We start from the raw sequence: 22,510 nt of genomic DNA on the forward strand, positions 1-22,510 counted from the left end.
GCAGCGGGCCATCCGTCGTTGGTAGCGGGCCAGGTTCGCGGCCTTGCGGGCCAGGTGCCGCGGATTCGCGATCCGCTCACCGTCACTGGTCACCACCAGGTCCGTGAGACCAAGGTCGACGCCGATCGCATGCCCGGTGGGCTCGGCCGGGGCGGGCTCGGTGGTGCCGGTGATGTCGATGGCGAACGTTACGTACCAGCGGCCGTCCGGCTCGCGAGACACCACCACCATCGTCGGCTCCAACGAGGCCAGGTCCACCTCGCCGAACGACCACACGAACCGCAGCGGCGTACTGGTCTTGGCCAGCGTCAGCACACCCTCGCGCATCCGGAACGCCGAGCGGGTGTAGTGCGCGCTCTGCCGTCCGGTGCGGGACTTGAACCTGGGCAAGCGGGCACGCCCGGCGAAGAAGTTGCCGAACGCGGTGTGCTGATGGCGCAGCGTCTGCTGCAACGGCACACAGGACACCTCCGACAAAAACGCGAGTTCCCCGGTGCGTTTCCACCCGGTCAGCGACGCATCGGTCTGCCGGTACGACGTGCGCACACCCTCCGTGCGGTAGCGGTGGTTCCGCTCACTCAAAGTCTTGTTCCACACCAGACGCACACACCCGAACGTGCGATTCAACACCGCAGCCTGCTCAGGAGTCGGGTAAGCCCGGCACCTGTACGCCGTTCGCACGAACCACAACCTACCGGGAACACCATGACGACCACGACGCAGGACCGCCGGCCTGCGCACCGCGTACTTGGACCGCCCCGGCTCTGCCAGGACGAACTCACCGCCGTTCACGGCAGGACCGCACCGGAAGAGGTGACTCGATGAAGAACCGGTTGCTGTGGCCGCTGCTGGCGCTGGTCGCGCTGTTGCTGCTCAACCTCGCCGTGACGCCGTCCTTCTTCGCGTTGCGGATGCAGGACGGCCACCTCTACGGCGGCCTCGTCGACGTGCTGAAGAACGGCGCGCCGACGCTGCTGATCGCCCTCGGCATGACGCTGGTGATCGCCACCCGCGGCATCGACCTCTCCGTCGGCGCCGTGGCGGCGATCGCGGGAGCCGTGACGTGCGTCCACATCGGAACGTCCGGCAGCGCCGCCACCGCGTTCGCCGGAATGGCGATCGCGCTGGTCCTCTGCGCGGCGCTGGGACTGTGGAACGGGTTCCTGGTGGCGGGGCTCGGCATCCAGCCGATCATCGCGACCCTGGTGCTGATGACCGCGGGCCGTGGCGTCGCCATGCTCGTGACCGAGGGACAGATCGTCACGGTCAACAACACCGCCTACCGCCAGGTCGGCGCCGGGTTCGTGGTGCTGCCGATCTCGATCCTGATCGCCCTGCTGGTGCTGGGGCTGGTGGCGTTCGTGACCCGCAAGACCGCGCTCGGCATGCTGATCGAGGCAGTCGGGGTCAACCCGGAGGCGTCGCGGCTGGCCGGGGTGCGGTCCCGCACGATCATCTGGACCGTCTACGTGTTCGCCGCGGTGTGCGCGGGCATCGCCGGGCTGATGATCAGTTCCAACGTCAGCGCGGCCGACGCCAACAACGCCGGTCTGTGGATCGAGATGGACGCCATCCTCGCCGTCGTCATCGGTGGCACGTCGCTGGCCGGAGGGCGCTACTCGCTCACCGGCACGCTGCTCGGCGCGCTGATCATCCAGACCCTCACCACCACCGTCTACACGATCGGCGTCGCCCCGGAGGTGACGCTGGTCTTCAAAGCGATCGTCGTCATCGCCGTGTGCCTGCTCCAGGCACCGAAGGCCCGCGCCGCACTGAGCTTCCGGAAGGTGGCCGTCTCATCATGACCACTCTCACCCAACGGGTGCCCTCGCGGTTCCTGCCGGTGCTCGCGACCGTGGTGCTGTTCGTCCTGGCGTTCGGCTTCGGCTCGGCGCGCTACGACGGGTTCGCGTCCGGTCAGGTGATCGCGAACCTGTTCATCGACAACGCCTTCCTGATCGTGCTCGCCGCCGGCATGACGTTCGTGATCCTCAGCGGTGGCATCGACCTGTCCGTCGGTTCGGTCGTCGCGCTGTCCACGATGGTCACCGCATCGGGTCTACAGGCCGGCTGGCCCGTGCCGCTGGTCGTTCTCGCGGTGCTGCTCACCGGCTCCACGCTCGGTCTGCTGATGGGCCTGGTGATCCACAAGTTCGACATCCAGCCGTTCATCGTCACGCTCGCCGGCATGTTCCTCGCCCGCGGCCTGTGCTTCCTGATCAGCGTGGAGTCGGTGTCCATCAAGGACAAGACGTTCCGCACCGTCGCCACCACCGCGATCGAACTGCCCGGTGGCGTGACCATCACCTACAACGTGGTGATCGCGCTGCTGGTCGTCGTCGCGGCGATGTACGTGCTGCACCGCACCCGCTTCGGCCGCACGGTCTACGCCGTCGGCGGCAACGAGTCGTCCGCGCTGCTGATGGGCCTGCCGACCACCCGCGTCAAGGTGGGCGTCTACGTCATCAGCGGCCTGTGCTCGTCGCTGGCCGGTCTGCTGTTCAGCCTCTACATGCTGTCCGGTTACGGCCTGCACGCCGTCGGCATGGAACTGGACGCCATCGCGGCGGTCGTGATCGGCGGGACGCTGCTGGCGGGCGGTGTCGGGTACGTGCTCGGCGGCCTGGTCGGCGTGCTCGTGCTCGGCACGATCCAGACGCTGATCTCGTTCCAGGGCACGCTCAGCTCGTGGTGGACGAAGATCGTGATCGGTGTTCTGCTGCTGGTGTTCATCGCCGTGCAGCGGACTATGGTTCGGCGGTGAGACGCACCCGCCCACTGCTGTTCGTCCTGCTCGCGTTGCTGGTGGCGGTCGCCGGCGTGGTGGTGCTGCGGGATCCGCCGAGTGTCGCGGGCACCGCCGTGGCCGGCTCGAGCGCCGCGCCCGCCACCACCACCGCGCCCCCGGTGACCACGACGACCACGCCGGTCCCGAGTTCCACCACCACGACCACCACGACGACTCGGGCGGGCGCTCCCCTGGCCGGGAAGATCAAGCCGGGTGAGCCTCGTCAGGGTGTCGCGACGTTCTACGACTCCGACGGCGGCGGCGCCTGTTCGTACGACCCGGGCCCCGATCCGCTGACCGCCGCGATGAACGAGGCGGACTACGAGGGCTCGGCCGCCTGCGGCGCGCACGTCCTGGTCCAGGCCGGTGGCAAGAGCATCACGGTGCGGATCACGAACCTCTGCCCCGCGCCGTGCCGTCCAGGGCAGCTGGACCTCAGCGCCGAGGCGTTCGCCCTGCTGGCACCGCCTGTGAAGGGCGAGATCCCGGTCACCTGGTCGCTCGTCAGCCCGGAGACGGCCAAGACGATCGCGATCCGCTACAAGACCGGTTCCAGCCAGTACTGGTGCGGCATCCAGGTGCTCGACCACCGCAACCCCCTGGCCCGGCTGGAGGTCCAGGCGGGCGGGCAGTGGCGGCCGCTGAAACGCGCCGAGTACAACTACTTCCTCGCCGAGAACGGCGCCGGGTGCGGCGGGGCGATCGCGGTCACCGACGTTTACGGCGAACGCCTGGTGGTGAATGCCCTGTCGGTCAAGCCGGACGCGGTGCAGGCGACGAACCTGCAGTTCGCCCGCGCAGGGGAATGAGACGGGCACGGGAGTTGTTGATCGTGGACATGGCAGATGTGAAGCTCAGCCCTACCGAGTGGGTCCAGAACCAGACGAAGCAGATCCTCGAGACCGGGACGACCGAGGGCATCAAGGTCGTCGGCAGGCCGATCGTGCTGCTGACCGTGCGCGGCGCGAAGAGCGGCGCCCTGCGCTACACCCCGGTCATGCGCGTGGAGCACGAGGGCAGCTACGCGGTCGTCGCGTCCAAGGGCGGCGCGCCTGAGCACCCCACCTGGTACTTCAACATCAAGGCGCACCCGGAGATCGTCCTGCAGGACGGCACCGAGGCGAAGGAGTACGTCGCCCGCGAGGTGGACGGCGCCGAGCGGGCCGAGTGGTGGGAGCGCGCCGTCGCGGCCTTCCCCAACTACGCCGAGTACCAGGAGAAGACCGACCGGCTGATCCCGCTGTTCGTGCTCGACCCGAAGTAGGCGTCACCAGGCCAGGGGAAGCGTGGCGAGGTAGTCGCCGAGCTTCCCCGCGATCAACCTGTGGTCGCGGGCGGAGAAGTGCCAGTCGCACCCGAGGCGGTCCAGCGCCGGGTCGCTGTAGTTCCAGTGGCGGACCCGGCTGTCGCCCTGGCTGTTGCGGTCCTGCACGACCTGGCGGACGGCGTCGGCGAACGCGCCGGACGCCTCGGGGACGCTGACGACGATCGTCGTGGCCGGGCCGTAGCGGGTGCGCAGCTTGTCGAGGAAGCCCTGGTACGCGGACTTGTACGCGGTGACCAGGCTGTTCTGGTCGGGCCACTGCTCACCGGGGTTGAGGGCGGTGGAGAAGTCGTTGGTGCCCAGGCCGACCACGACCAGCTGCGGCCGCCACGTGCCGGGGTTGCGCCACACGTCGCCGTCGACGTGCAGCAACGCCCGGTCGTAGTAGGTGCGGTAGCTGGTGCCGGGCGTGTGACCGTTGTAGTTGCGCACCACGCCCAGGCCGGAGAACGCGTTGACCTGGTAGTCGGCGTTCAGCGCCTTCGCCGCCAGTGCTCCGAAGCTGATGTCGGTGTTGGTGTTGCGGGCGACGCCGCCGTTCGCGGAGCAGTCGCGGGTGGTCGAGAGGTTGCCGTAGCCCGCGGTCAGCGAGTCGCCGATGAACTCGACCTGCCGGGTCCGTGCGGCGGGCTTGGCGAGGATGGACCCGCCGTTCGCCGCCACGAAGCCGCCGAACTCCCCCGCCGCCCAGGTGCTCTCGGTCCGCTTGACCAGCCGCACGCGGTGCTCGGTGTTGCTCAGGTCGCGGACCCAGTGCGTGGTCCTGCCCGGCGTCACCAGCGTCGCGACGGTCGTGCCGTCGATCTGCACGTCGTAGTCGTTCACCGAGTCGTTGAGGACGATCCCGACGCCGGTGCCGCGGAACCTGCCCTCGAAGTAGACGCCCGGCCAGGTGTACTGACCGGAAGCGGTGACCCGGCCCGCGGTGTGGGCCTGGGTCAGCGGGTCCGGTGCGGGCGGCGTTCCCGTGCACTCCGTGCCGTTGAGCGAGAAGCCGGCGGGTGCGGGGTTGGCGGCGCCGTTGGTGGCGCCGACGAAGCCGAACCCCGCACTGGTGCCGGTGCCGAGGGAGCCGTTGTGGCCCGCGTTGTCGACCGAGACCTGCGGACCGGACTGGCGCACCGTGCCGTTCCAGAGCTGGGTGACCGTCTGGGCGGCGCCGAACGACCACGTCAGCTTCCAGGCGGTGACCGGGTCGCCGAGGTTCGTGACGCTGACGTCCGCGCTGAAGCCGCCCTGCCACTCGTGGGTGACCTGGTAGGCGACCCGGCAGCCCGCGGCGGCTCCGGCCTGCGGGACGCTGGTGATCGTGACCGCCGCGGTCAGTGCGGCGGTGAGGACGGCGGCCGCCGCCGGTTCGAACCGGTACACCTGTGCTCCTTGAGTCCACTGTGGATGGCTGCGCGAACACGGAACGTCGTTGAGGACCAACGGTAGTGTCGAACGACGTCGAACGGGAGGGGCGATCCCGTTCGACGCCACGACAGATCAGACCGTCGTGCCGGTCACCGAACTGCCCGACCTGACGACGGAGTAGGTGACCTTGACGCCGCTCCAGTAGTGGAACGTCAGCGTCACCCGCGCGTTCTCCCTGACAGCGGCGAAGAAGTCCGGCGTCAAGGTGGTGTGCCCGTCGGTGTAGTCGGGGCGGAACGCCCGGTCGTACTCCTTGAAGGACGTCCAGTCGTGCGGCCCCGCGTTGGTCCCGTCGTCGTACCTGGCCTCCATGGTGGCGAGCTGGTCACCGCGGAAGGCCGTGGGGATCTCGAACTCCTCCGTCGTCCCGGAGGCGTTCGACAGCACCGGGGTGTCGTAGGTGATGACGTAGAACCGCCACGGCACGCCCTGGGAGAAGCGGGCCGTCAGCACCGCGTTCGTGCCGTAGCCCCGCGAGCCGCTCAGCCTCGTCAACGCCGGCGCGGTCAGCGTGAGCTGGTCGCCCGAGATCGTGTAGTCACGGCCGCGCGTCAGCTTCGTGGAGCCGTGGTGGAGGTCGGTGAACCTCGTGCCGTTGAGGTTGAGCGCGATGGTCTTGTCGGTGATGGGGCTCGACTTCTCGTTGAACACCTGGTCCGTGTAGGCGGTGCCGGAGCGGGTCGTCCAGCTCGACCTGATGTGCGCGTAGAGCTCGGGGTCGTTCCACTGCCCCGTGGTGCGGTTGAGGTGCTGGCCGTTGTCCCACAACATGGTGGTGAGCTTCTTCGTGCGGGCGTAGTGGCCGAGGTGCTCGAAGAACTTGAGCTTCTCGCCCTGCTCGATGGTGCCGGTGTGGCGGTCGAACCCGAGCAGGCCGTACTCACCGATGACCACCGGGATGCCACGCGCGACGAAGCTGTCGTGCACGCGGTCGAACGAGTCGGTGACGTCCTTCTGCGCGGTCGCGTCGAAGCGCGTGCCGCCGGCCACGTTCACGCTGAACGGCCAGTAGCCGTAGTAGTGCACGGTCGCGATCAGGTTGGGGTCGGCCAACCCGCGGATCTGCTCCACCAGCGGGTCGACGTACGTCTGCTCGGACGAGGTGTGCAGGGTCGGCAGGACCAGCAGGCGGGTGGCGTTGTTGCCACCGGACCGGCGCACGACGTCGTGGAACGACGCGTTCAGCTCGCTGTTGAGCGCGATCTCCTGCGGCTTGCCGGTGCTCCCGGTGAACTGCGGCTCGTTCCAGCTCTCGAACGTCAGCTTGGGCCCGAACTCCGCGAAGGCGCCCGTCAGCTGCGTCCAGATCGCGTTGAACCGGGTGAGCACGCCGTCGTGGTCCGCCGGCATGTTCAGCATCCACTGCCACGAGTCGTGGTGGATGTTGAGCATCACGTACAGGTCGCGCGCCAACGCCCAGCGCACGACCTCCTTCACGCGGGCCAGGTACGCCGCCTCGATCACGTGGTCAGGCCCCAGGTGCGCGCTCCACGTCACGGGCAGGCGCACGCTCTTGAAGCCCTGCGCCTTCACGTTGTCCAGCAGGGCTTCGGTGATGCGCGGATTGCCCCACGACGTCTCGTCGCTGCCCGTCGAGTCGAGCGTGTTGCCGAGGTTCCACCCCGGCTGCATCGCCGCGGTGTGCTGCATCGCGGTCAGGCGCGGGCCGCCGTGGACGCAGGTGACCCCGTTGAGGGAGAACGACAACGGCGCCGTGTTGGCCTCCGCCCACGTGCCGTAGAAGCCGAACTTCACCGTCGCGCCGGTCGCGATCTTCGCGTTGTAGCCGGCATTCACGGCCGTGACGTGATCACCGGACTCGGTGATCTTCGAGTTCCAGCCGTGACCCGCCTGCTGGCCCGACGGCCACTCCCAGCTCAGCGCCCAGCCGTCGAGGGCGGCACCTCGGTTGGTCACGGCGACGTCGGCGACGAAACCGCCCTGCCACTGGCTCGTCGTGGAGTACGTGATCTCGCAGCCGGTCTCGGCGGCCGCGGACGCTGTCGCCGGCACGACGGCGGCCACCAGGGCCACCACCGCGCCGAGCACTGTCCTGCGTGATCCGTTCATGAACCCTCGCTCTCAGTTGAGCTGCTGGTACTCGAACCAGTCGAAGTGGACGGTCCCGGCCGCGGCGTACAGGCCGATGACTCGGCCGGTGAACCCACCGGCCACCTCGGTCGAGAGGTACTTGCCGTCGAGCGTGGCGAGCGCGCTGAAGGTGCCGTCGGGCCCCTCCACACCGAACGACAGCGTGTCCGGCCCGGAACGTGCGTCCCGCAGCGTCCTCGCCTCGTCGACCCGCACCACCAGCACCAGCGGCCCTTCCGGCACCGGTCTGGAGGCGACTACGGCGCTCACCGGTCCGACACGGGCGACAACCCGCACCTCGCCGTACGCGACCTCGATCTCGTAGTGGTGGTCCTCGTCGAGCCGGACCGCCAGGCCACCGCGCCCCTCCGCCGGGTCGAGCAGCGTGCGGGCGAGGCAGGACAGGTGCTGCTGGCGCCGCCCGGCGAACACGACGGCGGGATCGTCCATTCCGGACCCGCGGGCGTGCAGCGTGAGCCAGCCAGCGCGTTCCTTCGTCGTGCAGTGCTGCTCGGAGCGGTCGCGCGGGGAGATCCAGCACGGCGGCAGCTCGGTGAGGTCGAAGTCGTCCCGTTCCGGTTCAAGGGAACCGGGCGCACCAGGCGACAGCTCGCCGACGACCGGCCAGCCGTCGACCCAGGTGACCGGTGCCAGGAAGGTCTCCCTGCCGAGCACGTGCCAGCCGGGGGTGCCGCCGCCGGGCCGCACACCGAGCAGCACCATCCACCACGCGCCGTCCGGGGCCTGCACCAGATCCGCGTGACCGGTGTTCTGGACGCGCTCGTCGGTGCTGCGGTGACTCAGGATCGGGTTGACAGGACACGGTTCGAACGGGCCGTCCGGCCTTGAGGCACGGGCGATCGAGACGCCGTGGCCGCGTTCGGTGCCGCCCTCGGCGATCATCAGGTACCAGTGGTCGCCGATCCGGTACAGGTGCGGCGCTTCCGGTGCCTTGGCTCCAGGAGTGCCGGACCACAGCCGTCGCGGCTCACCGAACGTCTCGCCGGTGGCCGGGTCGACGCGGTACTGCCGTACTCCGGCGACCGTGCACCAGCAGGTGCCGTCGTCGTCCCAGGCGAGGTCGGGATCGATGCCGGCGACGCCGGGCAGCATGACCGGGTCGGACCACGGCCCTGCCGGATCGGTGGCGGTGAACACCATGTTGCCGCCGCCGTGGCTCACGCTCGTGACGATCAGCCAGAACCGGCCGTCGTGGTGGCGCAGCGTCGGCGCGTAGATCCCCGCCGACGACGGCGTTTCCGCGGTCAGGCGCAGTTGGCTGGGACGCTCGAGGGCGTTGCCGATCTGGGTCCAGCTCTTCAGGTCTCTGCTGTGGAAGACCGGGATGCCGGGGAAGTACTCGAAGCTGGAGCACACCAGGTAGTAGTCCTCCCCCACCCGGCACACGCTGGGGTCGGGGTGCATTCCCGGGATCATGGGGGTCACCGCGGACTCCCCTCCAGCACAACGCATCCGCCGGCCGGCAGGTCCCGCACCGGGCCACCCGTCAGCACGTCGTGAGCGGCATCGGGCAGCGACACGGGTTCAGCGCTGTGGTTGAGCACGAACTGCCAGCGGCGGCCGTCCTCCCCCTGGCGGACGACGACCTCGACGCCGGGCGGCAAACCGGGCAGCACAGGTCCGACACCGGTGGCTTCCAGCAGCCGGGACACCAGCGCCGTGTAGTCCACGTCGTCGAGCCGGGTGGACAGGTACCAGGCTTCGCCCGCACCGCAGTGGTTCCGGGTCAGCGCGGGAGAACCGGCGAGCGCGCCGTGGGTGTAGGCGGCGACGGTCTCCGCGCCCTGTGTCCGCACCGACTCGCTCCAGGCAGTGCCGTGCGAGGAGTCCGAGAGCACGATCCGTTCCTGGTGCCGCAGCGGCCGGTACTCCTCGACCCGGATGCCCAGGGCCTCGCGCAGCGGAGCGGCCGGGTAGCCGCCGAGCCGGGCGTGCGCGCGGCTGTCGACGACCCCGCTGAAGTACTGGACCAGCAACGTTCCACCGCCGACGACGTACCGGCGCAGGTTGTCCGCGCCTGCGTCGGAGAGCAGGTACAGCGCCGGGGCGACGACCAGCCGGTACCGACTCAGGTCCGCTTCCGGGTGCGCGAAGTCGGTGACCGCCCCGTTGTCCCACAACGCCCGATGCGCTTTTCGAAGCGCGGAGTGGTAGCCCAGTTCGGACGACGGCAGGCCGTCCGAGTTCATCGCCCACCAGGCGTCGGAGTCGTGCAGCACGGCCACGTCGGCCGTCACGGTCGAGCCCGCGAGGCCGCCGAGCCGGGACACGGCCTCGCCCGTCGCCTTCACCTCGGTGAAGACGCGGCTGTCCGGGCCGGCGTGCGGGACCATCGCCGAGTGCCACTGCTCGGCGCCCGCCTTCGACTGACGCCACTGGAAGAACAGCGCCCCGTCCGAGCCGCGCGCGATGTGGCCGAGGGAGTGCCGCAGGATCTCGCCGGGTTCCTTGGCCAGCGTCCGCCCCTGCTCGTAGACGGTGCTGGTGCCCTGTTCCATCAGCAGCCACGGCCTGCCGCCGCCGAACGAACGGGCGCGGTCCGCCGCGAACGCCACGTCCGCCGCGGCGTCGAGGCCCGGCCGGTCCGGGTAGTGGTCGATCGCGACCAGGTCGACCTCGCGGCTCAGCGCCCACAGGTCGACGTTCTGGTAGCCGGGCTGCATCATGTTCGTCGTCACGGGCCGGTCGCTGTGCGCGCGGATGGCGTCCCGCTGCTCGGAGTAGGCGGCGACGACCTCGTCGGAGAAGAACCGGCTGAAGTCCAGCGTCAGGCCGGGGTTGCGGTGCCACTGGGTGGCGCGCGGCGGCAGGACCTGCTCCCAGCTGCCGTACCGCTGGCTCCAGAACGCCGTCCCCCACGCCTCGTTGAGCGCGTCCAGCGTGCCGTGCCGGGCGCGCAGCCAGACCCGGAACGCGGCGGCGGTGTGCTCGCACCAGCACAACGTCACGTACTCGTTGTGCACGTGCCACAACGCGACCGCCGGGTGGTCGCCGTAGCGTTCCGCGAGCGCGGAGGCGACGCGCCGGGCCGCCGCGCGGTAGGCCGGGGCGCTGATGCAGTAGGTGTCACGGCTGCCGTGCACCAGCCTGGTGCCGTCGGGGGTGACGGGCATGGCGTCCGGGTGGGCCAGCGTGAACCACGGCGGCGGCGAGGCCGTCGGCGTGGCCAGGTCGACCGCGACCCCGTTGGCGTGCAGGCGGTCCAGGTGCGCGTCGAGCCACGCGAAGTCGTAGCGGCCCTCCTCCGGTTCGAGCAGGGCCCAGGAGAAGACGCCGACCGTGGCCAGGTTGACCCTGGCCTCACGCATCAGCTCGTCGTCCTCCTTCCACACCCGCTCGTCCCACTGCTCGGGGTTGTAGTCACCGCCGAAAGCCATGCCCCCCAGGCGGTCCGCGATCACGCCTCCTCCCGCACGGGCAGCCGGGCGTCGTCGCGCAGGAACAGCGGGATGCGGTCGAGCGGTGCCGCGACGGTGACCGTCCGCCCGCCTTCGTGCTCCTCACCGGTCCAGGCGTCGGTCCACCGCGCACCGGCGGGCAGGTGGACGTCGCGCTCACGAGCGCCCGCCTCGGTGATCGGAGCCACGAGCAGGTCGGGGCCGAGCAGGAAGGCGTCCTCGACCCGCCACGCTTGCGGGTCGTCCGGGAACTCCAGGAACACCGGCCGCATCGGCGGCACACCGGTCCCGGAGGCCGCGCGCATCTGCTCCATCACATACGGGCGCAAGCGTTCGCGCAGCCGCAGGTGCCCGGCGAGGATCTCGTACGCCTCCTCGCCGTAGGACCAGACCTCGTTGGCCAGCCCGGTCATCGCGGGCTCCAGCACCTGTTCGTCGCCGCGGAAACCGTGCAGGCGGAACAGCGGGCAGAAGGTGCCGTACTGGAACCAGCGCACGAGGACCTCGCGGTAGGCGGGATCGTCCGGGTCGCCGCCGTGGAAGCCGCCGATGTCCGTCGTCCACCAGGGGATGCCGGACATCATCACGTTCAACCCGGCCTTGATCTGCGTGCGCAGCGTGGCGAAGTCCGTGCCGATGTCCCCGGACCACAGCGCGGCGCCGTACCGCTGCGCGCCCGCCCACGACGAGCGGTTGAGCGAGATGATCTCGGTCTCCCCCGCCGCGCGCAGTCCGTCGTGGACGGTGCGGGCGTTCTCGCGCGGGTAGAGGTTGCCGACCTCCAGGCCGGGACCCGCGTGGTAGCGCAGGTTGTACTGGTGGCCGGGCTTGAGCTCGGGTTCGCCGGCGTCCAGCCAGTACACGGAGATGCCGAGGTCGTGGTAGCCGCGCCGGATCCGTTCCCAGACGTACTCGCGCGCCTCGGGGTTGGTGGCGTCGTAGAAGGCGACCTGGGCGGAGTAGGCGCCGAGCCCCTTGTCCGGCCAGTCGGCGTGCGCCATCGGCCCGAACTCGGTGCCGACGAACAGGCCCTGGTTCAGCATGGGGTGGTAGTTCTCGCTCGCCGGGCTGACCGAGGGCCAGACCGACACCATCAGCTTGACGCCCATCTCGTCCAGCTCGCGGACCATCGCCGCCGGGTCGGGCCACTCGGCGGGGTCGAACTTCCACTCGCCGAGGTGCGTCCAGTGGAAGAAGTCGCAGACGATCACGGACAGCGGCAGCCCGCGCCGCTTGTACTCGCGGGCGACCTCGAGCAGTTCCTCCTGGGTGCGGTAGCGCAGCTTGCACTGCCAGAAACCGGACGCCCACTCGGGAAGCTCCGGCGAGTGTCCCGTCACGTCGGCGTAGCGCCGCAGCACGTCGGCCGGTGTGCCCGCGGTGACCCAGTAGTCGATCTGGCGGGCGCTGTCGGACACCCAGCGCGTGCCGGTCTCCGCGAGCTCCACCCGTCCGATCGCGGGCGAGTTCCACAGCAGGCCGTAACCGCGGTCGGAGACCAGCAACGGGATGGTGACCTCGGCGTTGCGCTGGACGAGGTCGATGACCGCGCCCTTCTGGTCGAGCATGCCGTGGGTGTGCTGGCCGAGGCCGTAGAGCCGTTCTCCGGGGTAGGCGCGGAAACGCTGCTCCAGCCGGTGGTGGCCGTTGCCCGTCGCGGTGGCGAGACGCGGCCCCGGCCACCAGAAGTGGGCAGGCTCCTCCGCGAGGAGCTCGGTGCCGTCCTCGGTCCTGCTGAACGTCAGCGTGCCCGCGGTCGCCCCCAGTTCCGGGATCAGGCTGCCTTCGGTGCCGGCGTCGATCCGCACGGTGAGCGCGCCGTGGACGAGGGTGGCGTGGTGCTCGGAGATCTTGACCTCCACCGCGCCGCCGTCCGGTGGCGTGCCGAGCAACGCGCCGGGCAGGTCGTCGAGCAGCGGACCGGCCGGAGTGGCGCGCACGCGGACCCCGTCGGAGCCCCACGCCTCGACTCGGAGCGTCTCGCCCCTGGCCTGCCATTCGAGCGCGGTGCCGAGGTCTCGGAAGTACTGGGGCATGCGGAAGCTCCTCACGTTCTGGATGAGTGCGGAGAAGGTCAGGGAAGCAGTGGCGCGGGTCCCGTGCTCTCGCGCACGGTCAGCGTCGGGGTGAGCAGCGCCCGGTCGTCGTCCGGACGGCCGCCGTCGCTCGACGTGGCGAGCCTGCCGACGATCTGCTCCACGGCGACCCGGCCCAGCTCCTGCGCGGACCCGGTCACCGCCGTGAGCCGCGGCGCGAACTGCTCGGCGAGCTGGTCCTGGCACAACGCGATCACCGAGACGTCCTCGGGGACCGTCCGCCCGCTGGTGCGCAGCAGCGTGAGCAACGGCCCGATCGCGCCCTCGTTCTGCACCACGAACCCGGTGGTGCCGGGACGGTCGGCGAGCACGCGGGCGAGGGTGCCCGCGGTGCTCTCGTAGGTGCCCTCGCAGGTCCGGTGCAGGAAGCGCAGACCGCGCTGCCCGGCTCTGTCGCGGAACCCGGCGAGCGTGCGCTCGGCGTACCCGGCGTGCCGGTGGTAGACCCCGGAGCCGTAGCCGATGAACGCGATCTCGCGGTGACCGAGGTCGGCGAGGTGGTCCGCGCACAACGCACCGGCCGCGACGAAGTCGTGGTCCACGCAGGACAGTCCGCGCGCGTCGTCGGCCAGGCCGATGAGCGTGGCCTGGGTGCCCTGCGCGCGCAGCACCGGGATGCGCTCGTCGTCCAGCTCGACGTCCATCAGGATCAGGCCGTCCGCCAGACCGCTGGCAGCGATCCTGCGGACCCCGTCCGGCCCCTCGTCGTTGGTGATCAGCAGGACGTCGTACCCGTGCTGACGGGCCGCCGTGGTCACCGCGATCGCGATCTCCATCATGACCGGGACGTAGACGTCGGTGCGCAACGGCACCATCAGCGCGATGATGTGCGACCGCCGCGCGGCCAGCGCCCGCGCGCCGGCGTTGGGGTGGTACCCGAGCGCCTGCACGGAGCTCCGCACCCGGCGGCGGGTCTCCTCGGAGATCGCGCGCTTGCCGCTGAGCACGTAGCTCACCGTGCTGGACGACACGCCCGCGTGCCTGGCCACGTCGGCAATGGTCACCATGGATGTTCAGCCCTTGATCGCGCCGGTCAGGACGCCCGTGCGGAAGTGCTTCTGCACGAACGGGTAAACGATGAGCAACGGCACGAGCGTCAGCACCACCACGGCCATCTGCAGCGACAGCGGCGCCGTCTGGGAGAAAGCCGTGCCGAAGCCCGAGTTGACCGAGCCCGGCATGCCGTTGCCGCGGTTGACGTACGTGTAGAGCACGTACTGCAGCGGCCACTTCTCGCTGTCCGTCGGCATGTACAACATGACGTTGAAGAAGGAGTTCCAGTAGCCGACGCCGTAGAAGAGCGCCATCACCGCGGTCACAGCGCGCGAGGTCGGCAGCACGATGGACCAGAGGATCCGCCAGTCCCCCGCCCCGTCGATCCGGGCGGCCTCGATCAGGTCGGCCGAGGTGCTCGAGTAGAACGACCGCAGGATCAGGATGTTGAAGACGGAGATCGCGCTCGGCAGGATCAGCGACCACCACTGGCCGTAGCCGCCCAGCCCCGTGACGACCAGGAAGGTGGGGATCAGGCCGCCGTTGACGAACATCGTGACGATCAACAGGGTCAGCAGGAAGCGGTGCGCGAACGAGCGTGAGCGGGACAGGCCGTAGGCGCACATCACCGAGACCGCCATCGACACGAGGGTGCCGACCGCGGTGATGCCGAGACTCACCAGCAGTGCGGTGCGCACCGTGGTGTCCCCCAGCATCACCCGGTAGGCCTCGAACGTCAGGCCGTCGGGCCAGAGCACGAGACCACCGGCGCGGTTGACCGCGCCCTGGGTGGACAGGCTGGTCACCACGATGATCCACAACGGCACCACCATCACCAGCAGCACAACTCCGAGGGTGAGGCCCTTGACGGCCTCGCCGCCGACCGTCGGCGGTTCCTCCCACGCCGGCCGTGGGTTCCGCTTCTTCTTGCGCACCGCCTGCGGTGCGAGAGTGTCCGCGGCCTCGAGCGTGCGTTCGATCGTGAGCATGTCGGTCACCTCCGGTACAACCCGTCCTCGCCGAAGGCGTGCGCCAGCTTGTTCGCAGCCCAGATGAGCAGTAGTGAGATCACGCTCTTGAACAGACCCGCCGCCGCGCCGTAGCTGTAGTCGCCGGTCGCGATGCCGTAGTAGAACGAGAAGGTGTCCAGCACGTCGGCCGTGTCGTAGCCGACGGCGTTGCGCTGGATCAGGAACTGTTCGAAGCCGACGGTCAGCGCGTTGCCCAGGCGCAGCACCAGCATCAGCACGATCACGCCGCGCAGGCCGGGCAGGGTGATGTGCCACAACCGCCGCCACCGCCCGGCGCCGTCCGCCGCCGCGGCCTCGTACAGGTCGGTGTTGATGGCGGCGAGCGCTGCCAGGAAGACGATGATCCCCCAGCCGGCCTCCTTCCAGATCACCTGGGCGGAGACCAGCAACGCGAAGGTGTCCGGGTTCGTCATGACGTCCCAGGTACCGATGTCGTTGTTGCGCAGGAAGTGGTTGAGCGCACCCGCGCCACCGAGCATCTGCTGGAAGATCGTGATGGCCAGCACCCACGAGAAGAAGTGCGGCAGGTAGACGACCGACTGGATGAAGTTGCGGATCCTCAGCGACAGCACCGAGTTCAGCAACAGCGCCAGCGCGATCGGCACCGGGAAGAACAGGACCAGCTGGACGAAGCTCAGGTACAGCGTGTTCTGCACCGCGTTCCAGAAGTTCGCGTCACCGAACAGCCGCTGGAACTGGTCGAGTCCCGCCCACGTGCTGTACCAGATCCCGGCCAGCGGGTCGTACTCCTGGAACGCGGTGACGAGCCCGAACAGCGGGACGTAGTTGAAGACCAGCAGCAGGACGACGGCGGGCAGCGTCATCAGGATCAGCGAACGGTCGCGGCGCAACCTCACCCGCCAGCTCTGCCGCGCCGGTCGCGTCGCGCGGTCCGGCCGCGTCGGGGTCGCCGTGGTCACTGCCCGGTGCCGTGCTTCTGCAGGACGTTGTCATTGGTCCACTGGATCAGCTTGTCCCCGCCGCCACTGGTCTTCCAGCTCGCCACGGCCTCCTTCACCTCGGCCACCGACTTCTTGCCGTGGATGCAGTCCCTCATCGCGTCCTCGACCTGCTGGCCGGCGTCCGCCGTGGCCTGTGCCTGGGGCATGGTGATGTTCATGTTCCAGAAGACCGGCTTGGCCAGCGCCTTCACGTTGGCGGCCTGCCAGGAGGTGTAGTCCCTGGTGACGAGCTCGACGCCGGGGCTGTTGACCACGGCGGCGGGGGCGGCCAGGAACGGGTAGGTCTGCGCCTGGACCTCCTTCTTCCCGGCCTCGGTGGCCGTCGGCACACCGTCGACCATGGTGAAGTGGGTGCCCTCGACGCCGAAGTTGACCATCGTGAACTCGGCGGAGCCGTACGGGGCCGCGAGGTAGTTCGCGACGGCCAGGCACTCCTCGATCTGCTCCGGCTTCAGGTTGATGTTGAGATAGCTCATGATGCTGGCGCCCGCGCCCATGTCGACCCGCGGCGTGCTCTTGCCGTCGGCGGCGATGATGTTGAACGCCCCGCGCCGGTAGTTCGGGTCGGCGGCCCTGCCGGCCTGGAGGTCGGCGAGGTTCCACGTCCCGGTGCCGCCACTGGAGATCAGCGTCTTCCCACCGAAGAACCGGGTGTTGCCGTTGGAGTTGTCCCCTGCCAGCGCGTCGGGGTGCACGTAGCCGGCGGCGGCGAGCCGGTTGTTCCAGTCGAGCGCCGCGTAGAACTCCTCGGTCTCGAACAGGTGGACCAGCTTCCCGTTGTCCACCCGCCACTTCAGCGGCGCGCCGAAGGAGGTATAGAGGTAGCGGTAGACGTCGTCGAAGGCCCACACGCCGTTCTTGGCGTCGGTCAGCTCCTTGCCGAGCCTCATCAGGTCGTCGGCGGACTTGACCTGGTCGGCGGTGATGCCCCTGGCGTCGAAGATGTCCCGGCGGAAGTAGAGGGTGCCCGCGATCTGGAAGCCGGTGGCGAAGGACGGGATCCCGTAGAGCTTCTCGCCCCAGGCACCGGTACGCCACGCGGCGGTCGGGATGGCCGCGAGGTTGGGGTACTTCTTGATGTTGTCGCCGGACAGGTGGGGCGTCAGGTCCGCGAGCTGGTTCCCCACCAGCCCGCCGACGTTCATCTGGGAGTTCCACCAGGTCGGCAGCTGGATCCAGTCCGGCAGCCGCTTCGACGCGGTCATCGTCGGGATGATGGTGTTGTAGTTGTTGCCGTCCGCCGGCTTCATCTCCAGCTGGACGCCCAGCGCCTTGTTCATGGCCGCGTAGAACGCGTTGTCGGCGGGCGGGATCGTCCCCCACAGCGGCGTGACCGCCGAGTACGCGCCGCCCTTGCCCGGGATGCCGGGCACCGTGGCGACCCGGTTCGCCGGGTAGCTGAGGAAGCCCGGGTTCGTCATCACGTCGGGGCCGCCCGCGACGGAGGGGATGTCCGGTTTGATCGACGTGTTCGGCACGTAAGCCGGTAACACGGCCTTGAGAGCTGCTTCCGAACCGACTCCGGCCCGCTGCGCCGGACCACTTCCGCAGGCGGACAGCAGTGGTCCCATCGCGACGAGCCCCGCCGCCGAGACGGCGGCGTTCAGGAAGCTTCTGCGGTTCAACTCGTTGCCCATGGCGGAACCGATCCTTCATCGTTGAAGTGTCGAAGCGCTTAAACAGATGTCGGGGAGGTTAGTGACGCAGGTCGCATGAAACAAGACCGTTGACAGCAGAAACCACTGCGTGACACCGTCGAAACGCTTCAACGCTAGCTCTGAGCTGAGGGGTCACCACGTGGTTTCCGAGTCCGTGCCCGCCGTTGACCGGCTGCCTTTTCGCGACTCCGCGCTGTCGACGCGCAAGCGCATCGACGATCTCCTCGCGCGGCTCACGCCCGACGAGCGGATCGCGATGCTGCACCAGTACTCACCGGCGGTGCCCCGCCTGGGCGTGGACCTGTTCCGCACCGGGTCGGAGGCGCTGCACGGCGTCGCGTGGCTGGGTCCCGCCACAGTCTTCCCCCAGGCGGTCGGCCTGGGCGCGACCTGGGACGAGGAGCTGGTGCACCGCGTCGCCGAGGCCACCTCGGTCGAGCTGAGGGCGTTCCACTACCACCGCCCCGCCGCCGTCGGCACGGGCAGGAACAGCCTGCAGGCGTGGGCTCCGGTGCTGAACCTGCTGCGCGACCCGCGCTGGGGCCGCAACGAGGAGGGCTACTCCGAGGACCCGGTGCACACCGCGCGGATCGGCACGGCGTTCTGCCGCGGCCTCGCGGGCGACCACCACCGGTTCCTGCGCACGGCCCCGGTGCTCAAGCACTTCCTGGCCTACAACAACGAGGACGACCGCTGCGTCACCTCCTCCGGCCTGCGCCCGCGCGTGCTGCAGGAGTACGACCTCGCGGCGTTCCGTCCCGTGGTCGCCTCGGGCGCCGCCACCGGTGCCATGGCCGGCTACAACCTGGTCAACGGCCGCCCGTGCCACGTCACGCCGCTCATCGGGACGGAACTGCGACGCTGGGCCGAGCCGACCGGGCACGAGCTGTTCGTGGTCAGCGACGCGGAGGCGCCGTCCAACCTGGTGGACCCGGAGCACTACTTCGACGACCACGCCGAGTCCCACGCCGCCGCGCTCAAGGCGGGCATCGACAGCTTCACCGACCACGGCGAGGACAGTGCCGTCCCGATCGGCAGGCTCCGCGAGGCGCTGGAACGCGGCCTGATCGACGAGGAGGACGTGAACCGCGCCGTGCGCAGGCAGTTGGAGATCCGCTTCCGCCTCGGCGAGTTCGACCCCGATCTCGACCCGTACGCCACCATCGGTCCCGAGGTCATCGGCTGCGCCGAGCACCGTTCCCTGGCGCTGCGGTCCGCGACGGAGTCGGTCGTGCTGCTGCGCAACGAGGGACTGCTGCCGCTGGACTCCGGCAGCACGCCACGGATCGCCGTGATCGGCCCGCTCGCCGACATGCTGTGCGAGGACTGGTACAGCGGCACGCTTCCGTACGAGGTGACCGTCGCGAGTGGACTCCGGTCCGTCCTGGGCGAGGGTGGCGAGGTGGTCGTCGCGGACGGCTCGGACCGGGTGGCGCTGCGCTCGCGCACGAGCGGCGAACTGCTGGGCAAGACGCCGTTCGACGTCGTCGACTGGGGTGACGGCGTGCTGACGCTGCGATCGGTGGAGTCAGGGCGCTACCTGAGCCTGCAGGACACCTCGCTGGCCGCCGACCAGGAGCGGATCAAGAGCTGGGAGGTCCGCGAGACGTTCCGCCTCGTACCGGTCGACGACTCGGTGCTGCTGCAGAACGTGCTCACGGGCCGGTACGCAGTCGTCGACCCGGTCGACGGCCGGGTGACCATCACCGCGGAAGTCGCCGACGCCGCCGAACGCTGGGAGCGCGAGGTCCTGCGCGACGGCACCGCCGAGGCGCTGGCCGCCGCGCTGTCGGCGGACGTCGCCGTGGTCGTCCTCGGCAACCACCCGCTGATCCACGGACGGGAGACCGAGGACCGCGCCGGAATCGCGCTCCCGGCCGCCCAGGACGCGCTGCTGCGCGCGGTCGCGGAGGTCCGGCCGGAGACGGCGCTGGTCGTGATGAGCAGCTACCCCTACGCCGTGGACTGGGCGGACGAGCACCTGCCCGCGGTGGTGTGGACGTCCCACGGCGGGCAGGAGGCAGGAAGGGCGCTGGCCGCCGTCCTGCTCGGCGAGGCCGATCCCGGCGGGCGCCTGCCGCAGACCTGGTACCGCGGCGACGACGCGTTGCCGCACCCGCTCGACTACGACGTCATCAAGGCGGGTTGGACCTACCAGTACCACCGGGCCGCGCCGCTGTACCCGTTCGGCCACGGCCTCTCCTACACCGGCTTCGCCCACCGCGACCTGATCCTGTCGTCGGACACCGCCACCCCGGGCAGCGCCGTCGACGTCTCGGTGACGCTGACCAACACCGGCACCAGGCCCGGCAGCGACGTCGTCCAGCTCTACGTCCGGGCACTGGGGGCGCGGTACGAGGCGCCGCTGCTGCGCCTCGCCGACTTCCGCAAGGTCGCGCTGGCTCCCGGCGAGAACAAGGTCCTGTCCTTCCGGCTGCCCCTGGACCGGCTCGCCCACTGGGACGTCGCGACCGGTGCCTTCGCGGTGGATCCCGGCGCCTACGAGGTCCTCGTCGCCCGTTCCGCCGGGGACGTCGTGCTCACCGCCCCGCTCACGGTGGTGGGACCGGCTCCCTCACCGCGCGCCGGCCGCCACGTGATCGCCGCCGACTTCGACGACTACGACAACGTGACCCTCGTCGACGCGACGCGCGTGACCGGTGACGCGGTCACCCCCGCCGAGGCCGACCGGCCGGCCACCCTGCGGTTCGCGCGGACCGACCTGTCCGGCGCGGTCCGCGTCGAGGCGGAGGTCTCGTCGGAGGACCCCTTGGCACGACTGGAGTTCAGGACGGACGAGGGGGTGCTGGCGGAGCTCGCGGTGCCGGCCACCGGCGGCCGTTACGAATGGACGACCGTCTCGTCGGCGCTGCCCTCACCGGTGACCGGGGTCCACGACCTGCAGGTGGTCCTGCACGGCTCCTTCAGGCTCACGTCCTTCCGCTTCTGCGCCGCAGAATGAGATCCGCACGCCGACCCGCCTGGAGGAGCCTCGATGCCGCTGACGGACGCCCCGCTCGACGAACTCGTCGTCTACCGCCCGGAAATGCAGGCACCGCCGGACTTCGACGGGTTCTGGGAGCGGACCCTCGCCGAGGCGCGCTCGGCCGGTGGCGCGGTGGAGGCCACCGACGTCACCGACCGGCACCTGCTGCGCACCGTCGAGGTCGCCGACGTCCGGTTTCCCGGTTTCGGCGGCGACCCGGTGGCGGCCTGGCTGTTGCGCCCGCGCGGCAGCGACGGCCCGTTGCCCGTCGTGGTCACGTACATGGGCTACAGCTGCGGTCGCGGCCTGCCCACCGACCACCTGCTGTGGTCCGCCGCCGGGTACGCCCAGCTCGTGGTCGACAGCCGCGGCCAGGGCCACGACACCCCGGACCTCGTGGCGGGCGGCGGCACCCAGTGGGTCAAGGGCTTCATGACCCGGGGCATCGACTCGCCGGACGACTACTACTACCGCCGTCTGGTCACCGACTGCGTCCGCGCCGTGGACGCGGTCGCGCACCTGCCGGGTGTGGACCCGCAACGGGTGGTCGTCGCGGGCGGCAGCCAGGGCGGAGGCCTCACGATCGCCGTGGCCGGGCTGGCGCGGGACCGTGTCGCGGCCGCGCTGCCGGACGTGCCGTTCCTGTGCCACTTCCGCCGGGGCGCCGAGCTGTGCGGGGAAGGTCCGTACGTGGAGATCGCGGAGTACCTGCGCTGGCACACCAGGCACGGCGTGGAGCCGGCCTTCACCACGCTGTCCTACTTCGACGGTGTCCACTTCGCGCAACGGGCGACGGCGCCGGCGTTGTTCAGCGTCGGGCTGATGGACCCGATCTGCCCGCCGTCCACCGTGTACGCGGCCTTCAACCACTACGCGGGCGAGGACCGGACCATGACCGTGTGGCCGTTCGCCGACCACGGTGGCGGATACGGGTCCAACCCGGTCACGCAGCTGCAGTGGCTGCGCGACCGGGCCCTGGCACCGTGACCGGTCAGCCGAAGGAGACGGAGTAGCTGTTGGTGGTGAAGTTGAGACCGCCGCCCGACGACGTGATCTCGTAGCCGAACTGGACGGAGCCGACCGTGACGTCACCGAACCAGCCGCGGTTGCGGATCCAGTCCATCACCGCCTTGACGTTGACCGTGCCGGACCCGGTGTTGGACGTGCGGACGAACGAGAACACCTGGTTCGAGCCGTTCGAACCGCGGTGGACGTCCCAGGTGTGGCCGCCCACCGACACGGTCGTCTCCCGCGCCCCGATCGGGCCGACGGGGCCGACCTTGTTCATCCACAACATGATCTCGTAGGCGTGGTTGTCCGCCCAGATGTCGTAGGCGGTCGTGTAGGCGCCGGAGTTCGGGTAGGAGACGTTGAAGCTGCTCGACAGGCTCCCGAGTGAGCTGAGCCGCCGGTTCACCTGCCGTTCCGAGTGCGGGTACGACTTGATCCCGCCCGTGTTGGGGTGGTTCGCCCAGACGCCCCAGTTGCTGTAGGAGTTGGCCCAGACCGTCTGCGGCCCGTACCCGCTGCCCCAGATGTTGTTGCGCACCGTGTAGCCGCCGTTCGACCACGTTCCCCACCGGTCCGAGGAACTCCAGGCCGCGGCGGTCGCGGTGCCGGCTCCCAGGGGAACCGTCAGGACAGCGGCCATCACGACAACAAGCGCACGCACGATTTTCATCCTTGTTTTTCCTTCCGCACACCATTGAACGGAATTCGCACCACCCGAGAGCCGGAGCGGTTCAC

17 protein-coding genes are annotated in these 22,510 nt (G+C 69.9%); 6 read left to right on the plus strand and 11 right to left on the minus strand.

What is annotated here, in order from left to right; translation table 11 throughout:
* Nucleotides 1-741: RNA-guided endonuclease InsQ/TnpB family protein (locus DFR72_RS22290; protein WP_245983426.1), on the minus strand; the 741-nt coding region annotated here is incomplete at its 3' end.
* Nucleotides 742-821: 80 nt separating this feature from the next.
* Between DFR72_RS22290 and DFR72_RS22295 the strand changes: the two genes are divergently transcribed.
* From DFR72_RS22295 to DFR72_RS22310, 4 genes are read left to right on the plus strand one after another with little or no spacing between them, the layout of a single operon-like run.
* Nucleotides 822-1,805 carry an ABC transporter permease gene (locus DFR72_RS22295; protein ID WP_090064691.1) on the plus strand — a complete coding sequence of 328 codons (984 nt, stop codon included), beginning with the start codon at nucleotides 822-824 and terminating at the stop codon, nucleotides 1,803-1,805.
* Nucleotides 1,802-2,764 (plus strand): galactofuranose ABC transporter, permease protein YjfF, encoded by a 963-nt coding sequence (yjfF, locus tag DFR72_RS22300; RefSeq protein ID WP_090064692.1) that lies wholly within the window; start codon nucleotides 1,802-1,804, stop codon nucleotides 2,762-2,764. Before DFR72_RS22295 ends, yjfF begins: the two co-directional genes overlap by 4 nt.
* Nucleotides 2,761-3,597, plus strand: a complete 837-nt coding sequence (locus DFR72_RS22305; RefSeq protein WP_090064693.1) for an expansin EXLX1 family cellulose-binding protein — start codon at nucleotides 2,761-2,763, stop codon at nucleotides 3,595-3,597. The genes yjfF and DFR72_RS22305 overlap by 4 nt, the downstream gene beginning before the upstream one ends.
* A gap of 29 nt (nucleotides 3,598-3,626) precedes the next feature.
* A complete protein-coding gene (locus tag DFR72_RS22310; RefSeq protein WP_090065201.1) occupies nucleotides 3,627-4,052 on the plus strand; it encodes a nitroreductase family deazaflavin-dependent oxidoreductase in 426 nt (141 codons plus the stop codon).
* Between the two features lie 3 nt (nucleotides 4,053-4,055).
* On the opposite strand, the gene DFR72_RS22315 is transcribed toward DFR72_RS22310, so the two are convergent.
* From DFR72_RS22315 to DFR72_RS22355, 9 genes are all read right to left on the minus strand, one after another.
* A complete protein-coding gene (locus tag DFR72_RS22315; protein WP_090064694.1) occupies nucleotides 4,056-5,483 on the minus strand; it encodes a cellulose binding domain-containing protein in 1,428 nt (475 codons plus the stop codon).
* Between the two features lie 117 nt (nucleotides 5,484-5,600).
* Nucleotides 5,601-7,598, minus strand: a complete 1,998-nt coding sequence (locus DFR72_RS22320) for a cellulase family glycosylhydrolase (protein WP_090064695.1) — start codon at nucleotides 7,596-7,598, stop codon at nucleotides 5,601-5,603.
* 12 nt (nucleotides 7,599-7,610) lie between these two features.
* Complete coding sequence (locus DFR72_RS22325) at nucleotides 7,611-9,056, minus strand: glycoside hydrolase family 43 protein (protein ID WP_245983428.1); 1,446 nt, start codon at nucleotides 9,054-9,056, stop codon at nucleotides 7,611-7,613.
* A gap of 5 nt (nucleotides 9,057-9,061) precedes the next feature.
* Complete coding sequence (locus tag DFR72_RS22330; RefSeq protein WP_245983352.1) at nucleotides 9,062-11,041, minus strand: beta-galactosidase; 1,980 nt, start codon at nucleotides 11,039-11,041, stop codon at nucleotides 9,062-9,064.
* A complete protein-coding gene (locus DFR72_RS22335; protein ID WP_090064697.1) occupies nucleotides 11,038-13,074 on the minus strand; it encodes a glycoside hydrolase family 31 protein in 2,037 nt (678 codons plus the stop codon). The genes DFR72_RS22330 and DFR72_RS22335 overlap by 4 nt, the downstream gene beginning before the upstream one ends.
* Nucleotides 13,075-13,112: 38 nt before the next feature.
* The gene (locus tag DFR72_RS22340) at nucleotides 13,113-14,141 is read right to left on the minus strand and encodes a LacI family DNA-binding transcriptional regulator (RefSeq protein WP_090064698.1); all 1,029 of its coding nucleotides are present in this window, start codon (nucleotides 14,139-14,141) and stop codon (nucleotides 13,113-13,115) included.
* Nucleotides 14,142-14,147: 6 nt separating this feature from the next.
* Nucleotides 14,148-15,116, minus strand: coding sequence for a carbohydrate ABC transporter permease (locus tag DFR72_RS22345; RefSeq protein ID WP_090065203.1), 969 nt, complete (start codon nucleotides 15,114-15,116; stop codon nucleotides 14,148-14,150).
* 5 nt (nucleotides 15,117-15,121) lie between these two features.
* Nucleotides 15,122-16,078: an ABC transporter permease gene (locus tag DFR72_RS22350; protein ID WP_245983355.1), complete on the minus strand. Its 957-nt coding sequence runs from the start codon at nucleotides 16,076-16,078 to the stop codon at nucleotides 15,122-15,124.
* Nucleotides 16,075-17,757 (minus strand): type 2 periplasmic-binding domain-containing protein, encoded by a 1,683-nt coding sequence (locus DFR72_RS22355; protein WP_090064699.1) that lies wholly within the window; start codon nucleotides 17,755-17,757, stop codon nucleotides 16,075-16,077. Before DFR72_RS22355 ends, DFR72_RS22350 begins: the two co-directional genes overlap by 4 nt.
* 160 nt (nucleotides 17,758-17,917) lie before the next feature.
* Here DFR72_RS22355 and DFR72_RS22360 point away from each other — a divergent pair, with 160 nt between their 5' ends.
* Together DFR72_RS22360 and DFR72_RS22365 are read left to right on the plus strand one after the other, a co-directional pair.
* A complete protein-coding gene (locus tag DFR72_RS22360; protein ID WP_211335489.1) occupies nucleotides 17,918-20,740 on the plus strand; it encodes a glycoside hydrolase family 3 protein in 2,823 nt (940 codons plus the stop codon).
* Between the two features lie 33 nt (nucleotides 20,741-20,773).
* Complete coding sequence (locus DFR72_RS22365; protein ID WP_090064700.1) at nucleotides 20,774-21,751, plus strand: acetylxylan esterase; 978 nt, start codon at nucleotides 20,774-20,776, stop codon at nucleotides 21,749-21,751.
* Between the two features lie 4 nt (nucleotides 21,752-21,755).
* Here DFR72_RS22365 and DFR72_RS22370 read toward each other — a convergent pair whose 3' ends face one another.
* On the minus strand, nucleotides 21,756-22,445 hold the full coding sequence (locus DFR72_RS22370) for a GH12 family glycosyl hydrolase domain-containing protein (RefSeq protein ID WP_090064701.1): 690 nt from the start codon (nucleotides 22,443-22,445) through the stop codon (nucleotides 21,756-21,758).
* Nucleotides 22,446-22,510 lie beyond the last annotated feature (65 nt).

Source organism: Lentzea flaviverrucosa (genome assembly GCF_003350445.1).
Lineage (GTDB): Bacteria > Actinomycetota > Actinomycetes > Mycobacteriales > Pseudonocardiaceae > Lentzea > Lentzea californiensis.

Bases quoted from the DNA above. Each gene is read 5' to 3' on its own strand.
- DFR72_RS22325 (WP_245983428.1), bottom strand. From the start codon at position 9,056: ATGATCCCGGGAATGCACCCCGACCCCAGCGTGTGCCGGGTGGGGGAG.
- DFR72_RS22335 (WP_090064697.1), bottom strand. From the start codon at position 13,074: ATGCCCCAGTACTTCCGAGACCTCGGCACCGCGCTCGAATGGCAGGCC.
- DFR72_RS22320 (WP_090064695.1), bottom strand. From the start codon at position 7,598: ATGAACGGATCACGCAGGACAGTGCTCGGCGCGGTGGTGGCCCTGGTG.
- DFR72_RS22310 (WP_090065201.1), top strand. From the start codon at position 3,627: ATGGCAGATGTGAAGCTCAGCCCTACCGAGTGGGTCCAGAACCAGACG.
- DFR72_RS22365 (WP_090064700.1), top strand. From the start codon at position 20,774: ATGCCGCTGACGGACGCCCCGCTCGACGAACTCGTCGTCTACCGCCCG.
- DFR72_RS22355 (WP_090064699.1), bottom strand. From the start codon at position 17,757: ATGGGCAACGAGTTGAACCGCAGAAGCTTCCTGAACGCCGCCGTCTCG.
- DFR72_RS22340 (WP_090064698.1), bottom strand. From the start codon at position 14,141: ATGGTGACCATTGCCGACGTGGCCAGGCACGCGGGCGTGTCGTCCAGC.
- DFR72_RS22295 (WP_090064691.1), top strand. From the start codon at position 822: ATGAAGAACCGGTTGCTGTGGCCGCTGCTGGCGCTGGTCGCGCTGTTG.
- DFR72_RS22370 (WP_090064701.1), bottom strand. From the start codon at position 22,445: ATGAAAATCGTGCGTGCGCTTGTTGTCGTGATGGCCGCTGTCCTGACG.
- DFR72_RS22345 (WP_090065203.1), bottom strand. From the start codon at position 15,116: ATGCTCACGATCGAACGCACGCTCGAGGCCGCGGACACTCTCGCACCG.
- yjfF (WP_090064692.1), top strand. From the start codon at position 1,802: ATGACCACTCTCACCCAACGGGTGCCCTCGCGGTTCCTGCCGGTGCTC.